The organism is Microvirga puerhi (assembly GCF_020089865.1).
Lineage (GTDB): Bacteria > Pseudomonadota > Alphaproteobacteria > Rhizobiales > Beijerinckiaceae > Microvirga > Microvirga puerhi.
On the sequence record NZ_JAIRBM010000009.1, the window covers coordinates 33,000 to 47,607 of the forward strand.

The 14,608-nt window shown below is 63.0% G+C and carries 13 protein-coding genes and 1 tRNA gene; 7 read left to right on the forward strand and 7 right to left on the reverse strand.

The window, feature by feature from the left end:
- The first annotated feature begins 77 nt into the window (after window positions 1–77).
- The 4 genes from ggt to K9B37_RS13365 all read left to right on the forward strand — a co-directional run bounded on the left by ggt (window position 78) and on the right by K9B37_RS13365 (window position 4,535).
- Window positions 78–1,835, forward strand: a complete 1,758-nt coding sequence (ggt, locus tag K9B37_RS13350) for a gamma-glutamyltransferase (RefSeq protein ID WP_224313589.1) — start codon at window positions 78–80, stop codon at window positions 1,833–1,835.
- An 82-nt stretch (window positions 1,836–1,917) separates the two neighbouring features.
- Window positions 1,918–2,976 carry a dTDP-glucose 4,6-dehydratase gene (rfbB, locus tag K9B37_RS13355; RefSeq protein WP_224313590.1) on the forward strand — a complete coding sequence of 353 codons (1,059 nt, stop codon included), beginning with the start codon at window positions 1,918–1,920 and terminating at the stop codon, window positions 2,974–2,976.
- 117 nt (window positions 2,977–3,093) lie between these two features.
- Complete coding sequence (locus tag K9B37_RS13360) at window positions 3,094–4,281, forward strand: O-succinylhomoserine sulfhydrylase (protein WP_224313591.1); 1,188 nt, start codon at window positions 3,094–3,096, stop codon at window positions 4,279–4,281.
- Window positions 4,282–4,367: 86 nt separating this feature from the next.
- Window positions 4,368–4,535, forward strand: a complete 168-nt coding sequence (locus tag K9B37_RS13365; protein WP_224313592.1) for a hypothetical protein — start codon at window positions 4,368–4,370, stop codon at window positions 4,533–4,535.
- A gap of 449 nt (window positions 4,536–4,984) precedes the next feature.
- Here K9B37_RS13365 and K9B37_RS13370 read toward each other — a convergent pair whose 3' ends face one another.
- The 3 genes from K9B37_RS13370 to K9B37_RS13380 form a co-directional block, all read right to left on the reverse strand.
- Window positions 4,985–5,365, reverse strand: a complete 381-nt coding sequence (locus tag K9B37_RS13370) for a hypothetical protein (RefSeq protein WP_224313593.1) — start codon at window positions 5,363–5,365, stop codon at window positions 4,985–4,987.
- A 112-nt stretch (window positions 5,366–5,477) separates the two neighbouring features.
- The gene (locus tag K9B37_RS13375; RefSeq protein ID WP_224313594.1) at window positions 5,478–5,855 is read right to left on the reverse strand and encodes a hypothetical protein; all 378 of its coding nucleotides are present in this window, start codon (window positions 5,853–5,855) and stop codon (window positions 5,478–5,480) included.
- Between the two features lie 22 nt (window positions 5,856–5,877).
- Window positions 5,878–5,953 (reverse strand) — tRNA-Glu (locus tag K9B37_RS13380).
- A gap of 93 nt (window positions 5,954–6,046) precedes the next feature.
- On the opposite strand from K9B37_RS13380, the gene K9B37_RS13385 reads away from it, so the two are divergent.
- Both K9B37_RS13385 and rpoH read left to right on the forward strand, forming a co-directional pair.
- A complete protein-coding gene (locus K9B37_RS13385) occupies window positions 6,047–7,039 on the forward strand; it encodes an RluA family pseudouridine synthase (RefSeq protein ID WP_224313595.1) in 993 nt (330 codons plus the stop codon).
- Between the two features lie 198 nt (window positions 7,040–7,237).
- The gene (gene rpoH, locus K9B37_RS13390; RefSeq protein ID WP_224313596.1) at window positions 7,238–8,122 is read left to right on the forward strand and encodes an RNA polymerase sigma factor RpoH; all 885 of its coding nucleotides are present in this window, start codon (window positions 7,238–7,240) and stop codon (window positions 8,120–8,122) included.
- 56 nt (window positions 8,123–8,178) lie between these two features.
- Here the strand turns inward: rpoH and K9B37_RS13395 are convergent, their stop codons facing one another.
- The 3 genes from K9B37_RS13395 to K9B37_RS13405 all read right to left on the reverse strand — a co-directional run bounded on the left by K9B37_RS13395 (window position 8,179) and on the right by K9B37_RS13405 (window position 11,706).
- On the reverse strand, window positions 8,179–9,363 hold the full coding sequence (locus tag K9B37_RS13395) for a histidine kinase (RefSeq protein WP_224313597.1): 1,185 nt from the start codon (window positions 9,361–9,363) through the stop codon (window positions 8,179–8,181).
- 33 nt (window positions 9,364–9,396) lie between these two features.
- A complete protein-coding gene (locus tag K9B37_RS13400) occupies window positions 9,397–10,689 on the reverse strand; it encodes an adenylosuccinate synthase (RefSeq protein WP_224313598.1) in 1,293 nt (430 codons plus the stop codon).
- Between the two features lie 153 nt (window positions 10,690–10,842).
- A complete protein-coding gene (locus K9B37_RS13405) occupies window positions 10,843–11,706 on the reverse strand; it encodes a type 1 glutamine amidotransferase (protein WP_224313599.1) in 864 nt (287 codons plus the stop codon).
- A 77-nt stretch (window positions 11,707–11,783) separates the two neighbouring features.
- On the opposite strand from K9B37_RS13405, the gene K9B37_RS13410 reads away from it, so the two are divergent.
- Window positions 11,784–12,689: a DMT family transporter gene (locus tag K9B37_RS13410; protein WP_224313600.1), complete on the forward strand. Its 906-nt coding sequence runs from the start codon at window positions 11,784–11,786 to the stop codon at window positions 12,687–12,689.
- 165 nt (window positions 12,690–12,854) lie between these two features.
- On the opposite strand, the gene serA is transcribed toward K9B37_RS13410, so the two are convergent.
- Window positions 12,855–14,447 carry a phosphoglycerate dehydrogenase gene (serA, locus tag K9B37_RS13415; RefSeq protein WP_224313601.1) on the reverse strand — a complete coding sequence of 531 codons (1,593 nt, stop codon included), beginning with the start codon at window positions 14,445–14,447 and terminating at the stop codon, window positions 12,855–12,857.
- Window positions 14,448–14,608: the final 161 nt, after the last annotated feature.

Here is a 14,608-nt window from a genome sequence, read left to right on the forward strand (position 1 = left end):
GCGGTTTTTCTTTGTGTTAGGCTTACAGTCTAGCCTGACCTCGGCGGAATTAGAAAGCAGCCAAAGGGAGTAGCGACATGACGGCAAGAGACTTGAACTGGCGGATTCTGGTCGGCCTCGGCCTCCTAGCCACAGCGCCAATGACTTCGCCCGCTCTGGCGCAGCCCGTTGCGCCCTCGCCCGAAGCTCCCACCGGTCGGACCGCAAAATCCATCGAAACGACAACGAAGGATATGGTAGCGGCGGCCAATCCGCTCGCGGCGCAAGCGGGGCGTGAAATTCTCGCCGCTGGCGGCAGCGCGGTCGATGCGGCCATCGCCGTGCAACTCGTCCTCAACCTCGTCGAACCGCAGAGCTCCGGCATCGGCGGGGGCGCGTTCATGGTGTTCTGGGACGGAAAGTCGGTGACGACCCTGGACGGCCGGGAGACAGCGCCGGCAGCGGCCAAGCCCGAGCGATTCCTTGGACCCGACGGCAAGCCCATGAAGTTCTACGACGCCGTGGTCGGCGGGCGGTCCGTGGGGGTTCCTGGAACCGTGCGCCTCCTGGAAACCGCTCACACCCGCTGGGGCAAGCTCCCCTGGAAGCAGGTGATGGAACCGGCTATCCGCTTGGCCGAGGACGGCTTTGCCATTTCCCCGCGCCTCAACGGGCTCCTGTCACAGGAGACCTACCTTCAAAACAACGCCGTCGCCCGGGCCTATTTCTATGAGGCCGACGGCAAGCCGAAAGCGGTCGGGACGATTCTCAAGAATCCGGCTCTCGCCAAGACCCTGAGAACGATTGCCGACAAGGGCGCCGATGCCTTCTATACCGGCGAGATCGCCGAGGACATCGTCGCAACCGTGACCAGCCATCCGACCAATCCGGGCGACATGACCCTCGACGATCTCAAGGCCTACAAGGTCGTTGAGCGGGAGCCGATCTGCGGCACCTATCGCACCTACAAGGTCTGCGGCATGGCTCCTCCAAGCTCCGGCGGGATCGCCGTCCAGCAGATCCTCGGTATTCTCGAGACCAAGGATATGGCGGCGATGAAGCCCGGTCCCGAGGCGGCGCACTGGATCGCCGAAGCCGGGCGCCTCGCTTTCGCGGACCGCGGGCTCTATGTGGCGGATCCGGCCTTCGTGACCGTCCCGGTGAAGGGACTGATCGACCCGGGCTACCTCAGGAGCCGCGCGGCCCTCATCGACGAGAACAAGTCCATGGGCAAAGCGAAGCCCGGCGAGCCGCCCTTCCAGAAGACCTTTCTCTGGGGCCCCTCGGAGGGCATCGAGTTCGGCACAAGCCATATGTCGATCGTGGATCGGAACGGCCAGGCCGTCTCCATGACGACGACGATCGAGGATGGTTTCGGCTCGCGGCAGATGACGAAGAGCGGTTTCCTTCTCAATAATGAGCTGACCGACTTCTCCTTTGCCACCGTCGAAGATGGCAAGCCCGTGGCGAACCGGGTCGAGGCCGGCAAGCGGCCCCGGAGCTCCATGGCGCCGACGATCGTGCTCGACAAGGACGACAAGCTCTACGCCGTCGTAGGATCGCCCGGCGGCAGCCTGATCATCAACTATGTGGCCAAAGCTCTGGTCGGTATCCTCGACTGGAGGCTCGACCCCCAGGTTGCCGCCGACCTGCCGAATGTCGGCAGCCGCAACGGACCTACCGAGCTGGAGGCTGGGACGGAGGCTGAAGGCTGGAAGGCCGGGCTCGAAGCGAAAGGCCATGAGGTCAAGCTGATCGATCAAAATTCCGGCATTCATGCCATCGTCGTAACCCCTGTGGGCTTCGTCGGTGGCGCCGATAGTCGGCGCGAGGGCGTTGCCATCGGCAACAACTGAACGGCATCATAGCTTGCATTCCTCGCCCGCGAGGCCGAGGAATGCTTCGATTTCGAACCATGGATAGTCTTCAAGGGGCCTCATGAAGCGTTTTCTAGTCACCGGCGGAGCAGGTTTCATCGGCTCTGCGGTCGTTCGCATGCTCGTGCGCGAGACGCCCCATACGGTGCTCGTGGTCGACAAGCTGACCTATGCAGGCAATCTCGATTCCTTGAAGCCGGTGGCCAACAACCCGCGCTACCAGTTCGAACAGGCCGATATCGCGGATGCCGAGGCCATGCGCGGCATCGTCGAGGCCTTCCGGCCTGACGTCGTGATGCATCTGGCCGCCGAAAGCCATGTGGACCGGTCCATCGACGGTCCGGGGGAATTCATTCAGACCAACATCATCGGAACCTATGCCCTGCTGCAGGCCGCCCTCGGCTACTGGCGCCAGCTTGCGCCGGAGAAGCAGAAGGATTTCCGCTTCCATCACATCTCGACCGACGAGGTCTTCGGATCCCTCGGCGAGGACGGCCTCTTCCACGAGGACTATCCCTATCAACCGACCTCTCCGTACTCGGCCTCCAAGGCCGCGTCCGACCATCTGGTCCGAGCTTGGCACCACACCTACGGTCTGCCGACCCTCGTGACGAACTGCTCCAACAATTACGGCCCATACCACTTCCCCGAGAAGCTGATCCCGCTCACGATCCTCAATGCCCTGGAGGGCAAACCCCTGCCCGTCTACGGCAAGGGCGAGAATATCCGCGATTGGCTTTTCGTGGACGACCACGCCCGGGCGCTGATCCTGGCCGCAGAAAGGGCCATTCCCGGCGCGACCTATGCCATCGGCGGCCATAACGAGCGCCGCAATATCGACGTTGTGCAGGGAATCTGCGCGATTTTGGACGAACTTGCGCCCCGCCTCTCCATCGGATCACGTCAGAATCTGATCACGTTCGTGAGTGACCGGCCGGGCCACGACCTGCGCTACGCCATCGATGCCGCGAGGATCGAGCGCGAGCTGGGCTGGCGCCCGGTCGAGACCTTCGAAAGCGGCCTGCGCAAGACCGTGGAATGGTATCTGGCCAACCAGGAATGGTGGGAGCGGGTGCGGTCAGGGGTTTATCGTGGCGAGCGCCTGGGGCTTTCGGCCTGAAATTTGCTCTTTAAGGGCCGATCGAGGAGCAATTTGTTCTCCGGTCCACATGACCGCTGGACAAATTCTTCCAAAGGGACGATTGTTCTTTTTACAGAACAAACATGCCCTAAACCGATGACCGACCCAAACCACACCTATCATCTCGAAACCCGCCTCGTTCATGAAGGCCAGACCCGGACGCCCTATGGCGAGACCTCCGAGGCCCTCTTCCTGACGCAGGGCTTCATCTATGAGACCGCCGAGACGGCCGAGCGCCGCTTCCTCAATGAGGAACAGGGCTACAGCTATACCCGCTACTCCAATCCGACGATCACCATGTTCGAGGAGCGGATTGCCGGTCTCGAAGGCGCGGAGATGGCCCAGGCGACGGCCACCGGCATGGCGGCGGTGACGGCCGCGATGATGGGCCAAGTCCAGGCCGGAGATCATGTCGTGGCTGCGCGGGCCCTGTTCGGCTCGTGCCGATGGATCGTGGAAGATCTCTTTCCGCGCTTTGGCGTCGGCTGCACCCTCGTCGACGGTCCCGATCTCGATGCTTGGCGCCGAGCGGTCCGGCCCGAGACCAAGGCCTTCCTCCTCGAAACGCCTTCTAATCCGAGCCTCGAGATCATCGACATCGCAGGGGTCGCTGCCATCGCGCATGAGGCCGGAGCGACGCTGACGGTCGACAATGTCTTCGCGACACCCCTGTTCCAGAAGCCGCTCGCCCTCGGTGCCGACTGTGTCGTCTACTCGGCAACCAAGCACATCGATGGGCAGGGCCGATGTCTCGGCGGCGTCATCCTGGCTTCGCAGGAATTCATCGAGACGAAAGTGCAGCAATTTCTGCGCATGACGGGGCCTTCGATCTCGCCGTTCAATGCCTGGGTTCTTCTCAAGGGTCTCGAAACCCTGCCCTTGCGCGTCGAGCGCCAGACGGACACCGCAGGCTTTCTCGCCGATGAGCTGCACGGCCACGACAAGGTTCGGCGCCTGACCTATCCCGGCCGTCCGGACCATCCCCAGGCGGAGTTGATCAAACGCCAGATGAGCGGCGGCTCGACGATGATCGCTCTCGACGTGAAAGGCGGCAAGGAAGGGGCCTTCCGGTTTATGAATGCGCTTCGACTGATCCGCATTTCCAACAACCTCGGCGATGCGAAGAGTCTGGTCACTCATCCGGCCACCACCACGCATGGGCGATTCACGCCGGAGCTACGCGCCGAGATGGGCATTACGGATGGACTGGTACGCCTGTCGGTGGGGCTTGAGCATCGGGACGATCTCCTGGTGGATCTGACTCAGGCACTGGCGCAGGTCTGACCCTGGCCGCGAGCCTCCGGGTTCGTTCATGCTCTCGCCACAGTTACGCCCAACCTTCTCCGTTCCACCAGACCGGAGGAAACGAGATGAACGCTCACGGACGCGACTGGACTCTCGAAGACACCCACGCTCTCGTGTCTCTTGCCAAGGAAGGCATGCCGGTCTCGGTCATCAGCCTCAAGCTTAAGCGCTCTCCCGCCGATGTGCTCACGAAGCTCAACGAACTCGGCCTCGCACCGCCCATAGAGGCCTGAGGCGCCGCAGCCAAGCTTCCTATTTCGCGACGCCCCCCTTCGGCGTGCTGTTTGATCTGCGCGTCGCGGAAGTCCGCGGATTGAGCGGACGTTGCGACGCGGAACCCTGCCTCTCCAGCTACGTTGGCCTCTGGGTCACATCAGGATGGAGGACACGTTCATGATCTGCGCTTTTTGTCAGCAGGACGTCAGAAACCCCTGCCACAATATTCACGACATGCGGCAGCGCGCCCAACATCATATCGAACGGTGCGAACATGCCCTCGAGCAGCAGAGCGCCGGCGGTTCACAGCAGGCCGCATCGACGAATTCGGGAGCCGGCGACCAAAGGTAGCCATCCGATCTCCTCCGTCGCACGCAACGAGAACCAGAATGGAAGAAAGCGGGCGAAAGCCCGCTTTCTCATATGAGACCGGCGAAATGACCGCTGGTCGGTATCGTTCCGCCGGTTACTGATTCGATGGCGCTGGAGAGGGTGCAGGCGATGCCGACGATCCTGTCGTACTGCGCGACTGCGATTGCACGCGTTCAAAGAGGCGCAATGCAGAATCGACACAAGCCTGCGTCGATTCCCGGTCACCGCAGATGATGCGAAGCTGCGCGTCGCCACTGCGTACGAAGAAACGAGCATTTCCGCCTGCACGATCGCGTTCGTCATCGTCGCGCATGCTCCATCCGCGCATGTCGTCCCGGCTCCTGTCCCACCGGTCGTGATTGTCGTTCCAGCGCCCGCGGGAATAATCGTCGTCGCGGTCTCGCGAAATGGACTGGGCCATCGCGGATGTGCCGAGTAGAGCCAAACCGGCTGCCAAGATCAGGACCTTATGCATTAAGAATCTCCATGAGGGTGACGCCATCACGGATGCCGACAACGCATCCCGAAGCGTCTCGGCCAAGGGTGCCGGGTGAACTGTCGGAAGCGGAGGAGGTTCCAGCGACGGCTCAGCTGCTCCCGCGCGGCGTCTGCCTCTGGCCTTCGTCGCCCTTTGCTGTTGCCCTGCCCGTGCGGCGCGCCACTTCGTCGGCAACGGATGTCCAGAAAATCACGCCGCTGGAGCTTTTCATCCTGTGGCAATAGGCAGCCTGCTCCCGCGCCTTAGCCAGCGCGTCACGGCCTTCATAAGCCAAAAGACAGACGGCCTCATATTCCACCGCTGTCAGGCCTTCATGCGTTCGATGCCCGAATAACCGGACTGCTGCCCGGCGGAGCTTTTGCAAGAACCGATGCATGGGGGAATCAAACAAACCTGCTTCAGGATTCGCAAGCTGACAGAACGTCCAGATGCCGATTTCTGAAGCAGACAGCAAAAAGCCTCGCATCAAGCGAGGCTTTTGAAACCTTTGGCGCTCCCTAGGGGACTCGAACCCCTGTTTTCGCCGTGAGAGGGCGACGTCCTAGACCGCTAGACGAAGGGAGCTAGCAAGGTGAAGGCCGCTCGTATAACCACCTCGGGGAAACCCTTCAAGTCCTTTCGCAGAAAAAAGCGAAGGATCCTGACAACGAGGATACGGTGAGCGGCGAAACGCGGAAAGAATGGATCCTGGAAGCCGGAATTCCGGCAGAGCGGCTCGATCGGGTGCTGGCCGGTCTCGCAGGAGATTTATCACGAAGCCGCCTGCAGGCGCTGATACGTGATGGGCAGGTCGAGATCGATGGAATCGCCGTCCTCGACCCGAGCCGGAAGGTGGCAGGCGGCGCCCGCATCGAACTCGTCGTTCCGCCCGCTGTACCGGCGGAGCCTCAAGGCGAGACCATAGCGCTTACCATCGTGTATGAGGACGAGGATCTGATCGTGATCGACAAGCCGGCGGGCCTCGTCGTCCATCCCGCGGCCGGTCACGAAACAGGCACGCTCGTCAACGCGCTCATCGCCCATTGCGGCGACAGTCTTTCCGGAATTGGCGGGGTCAAGCGGCCGGGCATCGTCCATCGGCTGGACAAGGACACGTCCGGCCTCCTCGTCGTCGCCAAGAATGACCGGGCACATCAGGGTCTGGCCGAGCAGTTCGCCGATCACGGACGCAGTGGGCCGCTCGAACGCGCCTATCTGGCGATCGTCTGGGGCGTCCCCGCCCGCCAGCACGGCACCGTGGAGGCCGCGCTTGCCCGCAGCCTTCACAATCGCGAGAAGATTGCCGTCGTCGGCGAAGATCGGGGCCGCTACGCCATCACCCATTACGAGCTCGTCGAGCCCCTGCCCGTCTCAGCACCGGTCGCAAGCCTCGTGCGATGCGTCCTGGAAACCGGCCGGACTCACCAGATCCGCGTTCATATGGCCCATCTCGGTCATCCGTTGCTCAGCGATTCTCTCTATGGATCGGGCTTCAAGACGAAGGCCAACCGGTTGTCGGAGCCGCAGCAGGCTGCCCTCAGTGCCTTGGGGCGGCAGGCGCTGCACGCGGCCGTGCTCGGTTTCGTGCATCCGCGAACGGGGGAGTTCCTCCATTTCGAAAGCCCGCTTCCGACCGACATGGAACGCCTTCTCCAAGCCCTGCGGAGCTGAATAAGAGCGGCAATCCGTCGCAAAATTTAGCCGAGGCGGCACCCTTGCAGATTCCAGGCGTTGTCCCGTCTTGAAGCCAGACTGCCTCTGTTCTGACAAGGTTCGACCGTCTATATTGGGCGTGCGGATGGCCGTCCATTGCCGGAGGCCGTCCTGGGCTTGCCTCGTCTCAAGAGGGGGCCAAACAAGGAGATCGATATGGCTGCAGCGCTTCCAGTGCTTGCCAATGAAGGGGGCCTTTCGCGCTATCTCGACGAAATTCGTCGGTTCCCCATGCTTGAGCCGCGTGAGGAATACATGCTCGCCAAGCGCTGGCGGGAGCATGGAGATCGCGAGGCCGCTCATAAGCTCGTGACATCCCACCTCCGTCTCGTGGCGAAAATCGCCATGGGCTATCGCGGCTATGGCCTGCCGATCAGCGAGGTCGTGTCCGAAGGAAATGTCGGCCTTATGCAGGCCGTCAAACGGTTCGAGCCCGAGAAGGGCTTCCGGCTTGCCACCTATGCCATGTGGTGGATCAAGGCCGCGATTCAAGAATACATCCTGCGTTCCTGGTCCCTCGTGAAGATGGGCACCACTGCGAACCAGAAGAAGCTGTTCTTCAACCTGCGCAAGGCCAAGGGCCGCATTTCGGCACTCGACGAGGGCGATCTGCATCCCGACCAGGTCAAGCAGATCGCCACGCAGCTCGGCGTCAACGAGCAGGACGTGGTGGACATGAACCGCCGCCTCGGCGGCGACGCCTCCCTGAATGCTCCTCTGCGCGAGGAAGGGGAAGGCGAGTGGCAGGACTGGCTCGTGGACAATTCCGAGAGCCAGGAGCAGACGCTCGTGCAGGAAGAGGAAGGCCAGAACCGCCTGTCCGCCCTGCGCAGTGCCTTGACCGTTCTGAACCCGCGCGAACGCCGCATCTTCGAGGCACGTCGCCTGTCCGACGACCCGATCACGCTCGAGGAGCTCTCGACGGAGTTCGGCGTTTCCCGTGAGCGGGTGCGTCAGATCGAAGTCCGCGCATTCGAGAAGGTTCAGGAAGCCGTCAAGAAGAACCTCGCCAAGATCGAGGCCCCCGAAGAAGCGCACTGACGTCCGCCATCAGGACGCAGAAGAAAGCCGCGGAGAACCGCGGCTTTTTCATTCGATTATTGCCACTGGCTGAAGGCGCTGTTGACCACCTGCGCCCCAGCGGCCCCCTTCTCAAAGCTGAGAATGGCGCGCTGTCCCGACGCCATCCGCACGGGCAGGTCGATCCAATTGCGCCTCACGAACAATTCCGTGTTGCGCTCCACATCGCCTGACAGGTTCGAAAAGCCGATGAGGAAGAGATTTTCCCGCACGGGCACCGGCAGGCCTGCGACGGGCGTTCCGCGCGCGGCTTCCTCATCCTTGAACTGAAGCAGGCCAACGTCCCGAATGACGCGGCCGCTATCCCCAGCGCGCGTGGTGAAGGAGATTTCCACCGTGTGGGATGCCGGCAGCGTCGCATCGAGATTGCGACGCAGCACCATCCGCATGGTCAATCCGGCGTCCGGAATGTCGATATTGGCCGTTACGGCGCGCTGCAGCGGCTGGCCCTGTCCGGGATTGATGTCCTCAAGACGCCAGACGACACGGCCGGTCTGCGCCTTAGGCGCAGATGGGTTGGACGGATCCTCTTCATAGAGAACCGCGCGTTGCGCCACGCCGATTTCCTGCCGCGCGGGCTGCGACGGGGCGGGAGCGGGTGCTGACGGTGCGCCGACACGATCGTTATTCTTGCCGGCCTCGGGCTGGGACTGAGGTGCCTGGGCCACCGGTGTCTGGGGCGTCAGATCCTCCGGCTTGTCGCGCCAGAGGAAGGCGACCGCCGCAATCGCCGCGATGACGAGGGCGAGTACGGTCCCGAGGATAATCGTCCGTCCACGCTTGTTGCCCTGGATGCCCGGATGCGGCCGGCTCTCCACCCGCGGTCGCGCAGCGGCATTGTCCTGCACGTCGGCATCATGCTCGTCCGCATCGTCCGGCTTGAAAGTCGCAGGTGCCGACAGGGGCACAACCGGCGCGGGTTCATGGCGGCGCGGCGGCTCCTCTGCGGAGGCCGGGCTTACGGACGGCTCGGTGTTGAAATCGAAATCCTTGAAGGAGAAATCCGCCTCGACCCGGACAATAGCATCGTCCAGCGAGCGGCTTTCCTTCTGGAGGTCAGCCTCCGACAGAGGCGGATCAAGTGAACGCAACTGAGCCACGAGAGCGGAGCGCGCGCGTTCGTAAACGGCGCGCCGCATTTCGGGCGTCTGGTCGGACAAGCCTTCGACGGCTCGGGCAATCAGTGGGTAATAATCTGCCATTTGCCCTCGGAATGGCGCGGAGCGCGCCCCGCGTCAACCCTCAAAGGGGTTCTTCATGAGGATTGTGTCGTCACGCTCCGGCGAGGTGGAGAGCACCGCCACCGGCGCGCCGATCAATTCCTCGATCCGGCGGACATATTTGATCGCCTGTGCTGGAAGATCCGCCCATGAGCGCGCACCGGCCGTGGAGCCGCTCCAGCCCTCCATCTCCTCATAGATCGGCTCGACGCGGGCCTGTGCGCCCTGGCTCGCAGGGAAATAGTCGATCGTCTCGCCGTCGAGCCGATAGCCGACGCCGACCTTGATCGTGTCGAAGCCGTCAAGGATATCGAGCTTCGTGAGCGCGATGCCGTCGATCCCGGAAGTGCGCACGGTCTGCCGCACCAGGGTCGCATCGAACCATCCGCAGCGGCGCTTGCGGCCGGTGACGACGCCGAATTCCTTGCCCTTCTGGCCGATCAGCTCGCCGATTTCGTCGAAGAGCTCGGTCGGGAACGGCCCCTCGCCGACACGGGTCGTATAGGCCTTGGCGATTCCCAGCACATAGCCGACCGCCCCGGGCCCGAGGCCGGAGCCCGTTGCCGCCTGCCCCGCCACCGTGTTGGATGACGTGACGAAGGGGTAGGTGCCGTGATCCACGTCGAGGAGCGCCCCTTGAGCGCCCTCGAACAGGATGCGCTTGCCGGCCCTGCGCTCCTCGTCGAGGAGCCGCCACACCGCATCCATGTAGGGAAGCACCTTGTCAGCCACGGAGGCGAGCTCGTCGTAGATGACCTTGGGGTCGAACTCGGAAAGGCCGAAGCCGCGACGCAGCGCGTTGTGGTGCGTCAGCAGGCGATCGATCTTGTCTGGCAGGGAGCCAAAATCGGCGAGATCCATGAGGCGGATGGCACGCCGGCCTGCCTTGTCCTCATAGGCCGGACCGATGCCGCGCTTGGTGGTGCCAATCTTGGTGCCCGCGCTGCCGCTTTCGCGAAGGGCATCAAGCTCACGATGGATGGAGAGGATGAGCGTCGCGTTCTCGGCGATGCGCAGGTTGTCGCGGGTGATCGCAACTCCCTGCTCCGCCAAGCGCTCCACCTCTCCCGCAAGGGCATGGGGATCGAGAACGACGCCGTTGCCGATCACGGACAGCTTGTTGGGGCGCACGACGCCGGAGGGCAGGAGCGAGAGCTTGTAAACCTTGTCGCCGATGACGAGGGTATGGCCGGCATTGTGGCCGCCCTGGAACCGTACGACCACGTCAGCCTGTTCGGACAGCCAGTCGACGATCTTGCCCTTGCCCTCGTCGCCCCACTGGGCGCCCACGACAACCACGTTCGCCATCGCTTATAGCCTCACATGAAAAAACCCTGGCGCAAGGCCAGGGTTTGGGGTGGAAAAACCTTGCAAACTCTCATGGTGGATCAAGGCGGCGAGGTCAAGATGGAATACCGCTCATCCTCCTCCATCTCATCTCCCGAGAGATTGCCGGTTACGTCAGGCACGCCCCCGGATGCTCTTCTCCGGCTGAACCCGGTGAGCAATGAAGTTACGGATTTCGCGGGTGCGGCGTTCAGGATCCAGCACTTCCGCATCGAGGCCGTGGCGCCAGGCGAGATCCTGCCTTGCCGGATCCGCATGCAGGGTCTTCAGGTCGGCCACGTAGGCGGATGCGTCCTCGGCAGTGCGGCAGAACCCCTCGTCGATGAGGATCTTGGTTCGCCGGGCAAGGATGACAGCCAGTTCGCCGAGGCTGAATTCCGGATGATACTGGACACCCCAGAACGTGCCGCCATTCACCGTGATCTCGGCAGCCTGCACGAAGGACACCGCATTCGAGGCCAGAATGGTGCAGCTCGTGGGCGGCGCGGTCACCATGTCGAGGTGGATGGCAGGTGCATCGTAGGCGGCCGGTCTCCCATCGAGCAGAGGATGGCCCTCCCCCGCCTGCGTCCGGGTCAGACGTCGGGCGAAGCCTACTTCGCGGCCTGATGGATTGGGGCGCACATCCCCTTCCGCCGCGACGGCCGCCACCTGCAGGCCCCAGCAGGACCCGAAGCTTGGCGTGCCGGATGCATAGATCGCGCGCATGAGATCGATCTGGCGGAGGATATCCGGCGTCCGGTCGTAGATGTTGAGATGGGAACCGGTCAGCACGATGTCGTCATACGATTCAAGACCGGAGGCATCGGGGAGGTTCGCCCCCTCATCCGCGGGGAACGCCAGATCGCAGAGGGCATCCGGCGCGATTTCCTGCAACACGGCAGCATAGGACTCGGACGGCATGAGTCCATAGGCCTCACGGTGGGCCTGCCTTGCGCCCTGCGTATTGCCCTCGACCACCAGAAATCTTAAGGCCATGACCTGCTAGAGCCTCCCTTTTGCGCCGGTTTAACCGAACGGCGCGCGGCGGCAAGCGCTTGGAGGTCCTGCGTCCCATGAAAATCCTGCATTCCCTCTGGAAGGGATTCTTCGGACAGGCCTATCTTCTGCTCGTGGTGACGACCCTATTCTGGGGCGGCAATGCCATTGCCGGCCGCCTGGCCGTCGGCGAGATCTCTCCCATGGTGCTGACCTGCCTGCGCTGGGTGCTGGTGGTCTGCGTGATGCTGCCTCTGCTCGGACGCAAGGTCGTCGCCGAATGGCCGCTGCTGCGCAAAAGCTGGCTCTTCATCGTTCTCATGGGTGCCTTCGGCTTCACGGCGTTCAACGCCCTGTTCTATGCCGCCGCCCACTATACGAGCGCAGTCAACCTCACGATCTTCCAGGGTGCGATTCCGGTGCTGGTCCTGATCGGCATGGTTCTGTTCTTCCGTGCTCCGGTTCTGCCCCTGCAGATTCTCGGCATGATCGTCACGGTGGCCGGCGTGATCCTCGTCTCCGTGAAGGCGGATCTTGAGATCTTGCGGACGCTGGCGCTGAACATCGGCGACGTGTGGATGCTGATCGCCTGCGTGTTCTATGCCGGATACACCCTCGGCCTGAGACATCGGCCGCCCGTCTCAGGACTCGTGTTCTTCACCGCCCTCGCGATCGTCGCCTTCCTGAGTTCGCTGCCGCTCCTGGCCCTCGAAATCGCGCACGGCACCGTTCAATGGCCGACGATGAAGGGAGGCCTCGTGCTGATCTACGTCGCGTTCCTGCCGTCGCTTCTCGCTCAGGTTTTCTTCATCCGCGGCGTGGAACTGATCGGCCCGGCCCGGGCCGGTCTCTTCGTGAATCTTGTTCCGGTCTTCGGCGCCCTGTTGGCGGTCCTCCTCCTCGGAGAACCCTTCGCGTTCTATCACGCGCTCGGTTTGGTGCTCGTGCTCGGCGGCATTTGGCTGGCCGAGCGGAGGGCATAAAGACAAATACCGTCATTCCGGGGCCGCGCAGCGGAACCCGGAACCCATAAACACTGACAGTTCCGAATAGAAAGCCGCGATAGCCGTTGCACTTTAATCCGCACCGTCAGCGGCTGTAGGTTCCGGGTCCAGCGCTGCGCGCTGTCCCGGAATGACAGGGTATTTTCAGAACCGCACGGAGCGGGCGCGCTTCACCTGCGGGATGTCCTCGATCTTGCGCAGCAGCTCCTCCGTCACCGGCTGATCGACGGAGACGAAGCAGATGGCATCGCCACCGGGCTCGTCGCGGCCAAGGGCGAAGGTCGCGATGTTGAGGCCGGACTGGCCGAGAAGCGTACCGAAGCTGCCGATGAAACCTGGCTTGTCGGCGTTGCGCACATAGATCATGTGCGGCGCGAATTCCGCGTCGACGGCGATGTCGCGAATCTCGGTGACACGCGGCTTGCCATCCTGGAACACGGTGCCGCCCGCATGGCGTGCCATGTCCTCGGCATCCACTACAATGCGGATGAAGCTCTCGTAGTCGCGCGCCACATTCTCACGCTTCACTTCCTCCACCGTGATCCCGCGCTCGCGGGCCACAACAGGCGCCGACACCATGTTGATGTCCTGCAGGAAGGGCCGCAGCACGCCGGTGACGGCGGCCGATGTCAGCGCACGGGTATTCATCTCGGCGACGTCACCTTCGTACTCGATGCGAATGCCCTTGATCGGCGCTTCCGTGAGCTGGCCCAAGAAGGAACCGAGCTTCTCCGCCAGTGCCACGAAGGGCTTGAGGCGCGGTGCTTCCTCCGCCGTGATCGACGGGAAGTTCACGGCGTTCTGGATCGCGCCCTGGAGCAGATAATCGGACATCTGCTCGGCGACCTGAAGCGCCACGTTCTCCTGCGCTTCCGTCGTCGCTGCGCCGAGATGCGGGGTGCAGACCACGTTGGGATGGCCGAAGAGCGGATTGGCGGTCGCCGGCTCTTCCGTGAACACGTCGAAGGCAGCGCCTGCGACGTGGCCCGAATCGAGTGCAGCGCGCAGGGCTGCCTCATCGACGAGGCCGCCACGGGCGCAGTTGATGATGCGCACGCCCTTCTTGGTCTTGGCGATGTTCTCGGCCGAGAGAATGTTCTTCGTCTTCTCGGTCATCGGCACGTGCAGGGTGATGATGTCGGCACGGCGCAGGAGATCGTCCAGCTCCACCTTCTCGACGCCGAGTTCGAGAGCCCGCTCCGGCGACAGGAACGGATCGTAGGCGATCACCCGCATGCGCAGGCCGATGCCGCGCTCGGCCACGATCGACCCGATATTGCCGCAGCCGATGACACCGAGCACCTTGCCGGTGAGCTCGACGCCCATGAAGCGGTTCTTCTCCCACTTGCCAGCCTGCGTCGATGCATCGGCCTGCGGGATCTGGCGCGCCAGCGCGAACATCATCGCGACGGCATGCTCGGCCGTGGTGATGGAATTGCCGAAGGGCGTGTTCATGACGATGATGCCCTTCGCCGTGGCGGCGGGAATCTCGACATTATCGACGCCGATGCCGGCGCGGCCGATCACCTTCAGGTTCTTAGCCTGTTCGAGGATTTTCGCTGTGACCTTCGTGGCGGAGCGGATGGCGAGGCCGTCGTAATCACCGATCACGGCGGCAAGTTTATCTTTGTCCTTGCCGAGATCGGGCTGGAAGTCGACGTCGATGCCGCGATCCTTGAAGATCTGCACGGCAGCGGGCGAAAGAGCATCGGAAATGAGTACGCGGGGAGCGGGCATGGTGCACCTCAAACTCCCCTCCCCCTTGTGGGGAGGGGTTGGGGGTGGGGGTTGCCCCACCGGGTGAGATCAAATTGCGAAACTGTGCAGGACGGGCACTTACAGGCTCGTCACTGCGAGGGTGGCTCCGGTCACGCTTTGAGTTTGCGACCCCCACCCTA

Bases quoted from the DNA above. Each gene is read 5' to 3' on its own strand.
- K9B37_RS13360 (WP_224313591.1), top strand. From the start codon at position 3,094: ATGACCGACCCAAACCACACCTATCATCTCGAAACCCGCCTCGTTCAT.
- rpoH (WP_224313596.1), top strand. From the start codon at position 7,238: ATGGCTGCAGCGCTTCCAGTGCTTGCCAATGAAGGGGGCCTTTCGCGC.
- K9B37_RS13400 (WP_224313598.1), bottom strand. From the start codon at position 10,689: ATGGCGAACGTGGTTGTCGTGGGCGCCCAGTGGGGCGACGAGGGCAAG.
- K9B37_RS13370 (WP_224313593.1), bottom strand. From the start codon at position 5,365: ATGCATAAGGTCCTGATCTTGGCAGCCGGTTTGGCTCTACTCGGCACA.
- K9B37_RS13395 (WP_224313597.1), bottom strand. From the start codon at position 9,363: ATGGCAGATTATTACCCACTGATTGCCCGAGCCGTCGAAGGCTTGTCC.
- serA (WP_224313601.1), bottom strand. From the start codon at position 14,447: ATGCCCGCTCCCCGCGTACTCATTTCCGATGCTCTTTCGCCCGCTGCC.
- K9B37_RS13375 (WP_224313594.1), bottom strand. From the start codon at position 5,855: ATGCGAGGCTTTTTGCTGTCTGCTTCAGAAATCGGCATCTGGACGTTC.
- rfbB (WP_224313590.1), top strand. From the start codon at position 1,918: ATGAAGCGTTTTCTAGTCACCGGCGGAGCAGGTTTCATCGGCTCTGCG.
- K9B37_RS13365 (WP_224313592.1), top strand. From the start codon at position 4,368: ATGAACGCTCACGGACGCGACTGGACTCTCGAAGACACCCACGCTCTC.
- K9B37_RS13405 (WP_224313599.1), bottom strand. From the start codon at position 11,706: ATGGCCTTAAGATTTCTGGTGGTCGAGGGCAATACGCAGGGCGCAAGG.
- K9B37_RS13410 (WP_224313600.1), top strand. From the start codon at position 11,784: ATGAAAATCCTGCATTCCCTCTGGAAGGGATTCTTCGGACAGGCCTAT.
- ggt (WP_224313589.1), top strand. From the start codon at position 78: ATGACGGCAAGAGACTTGAACTGGCGGATTCTGGTCGGCCTCGGCCTC.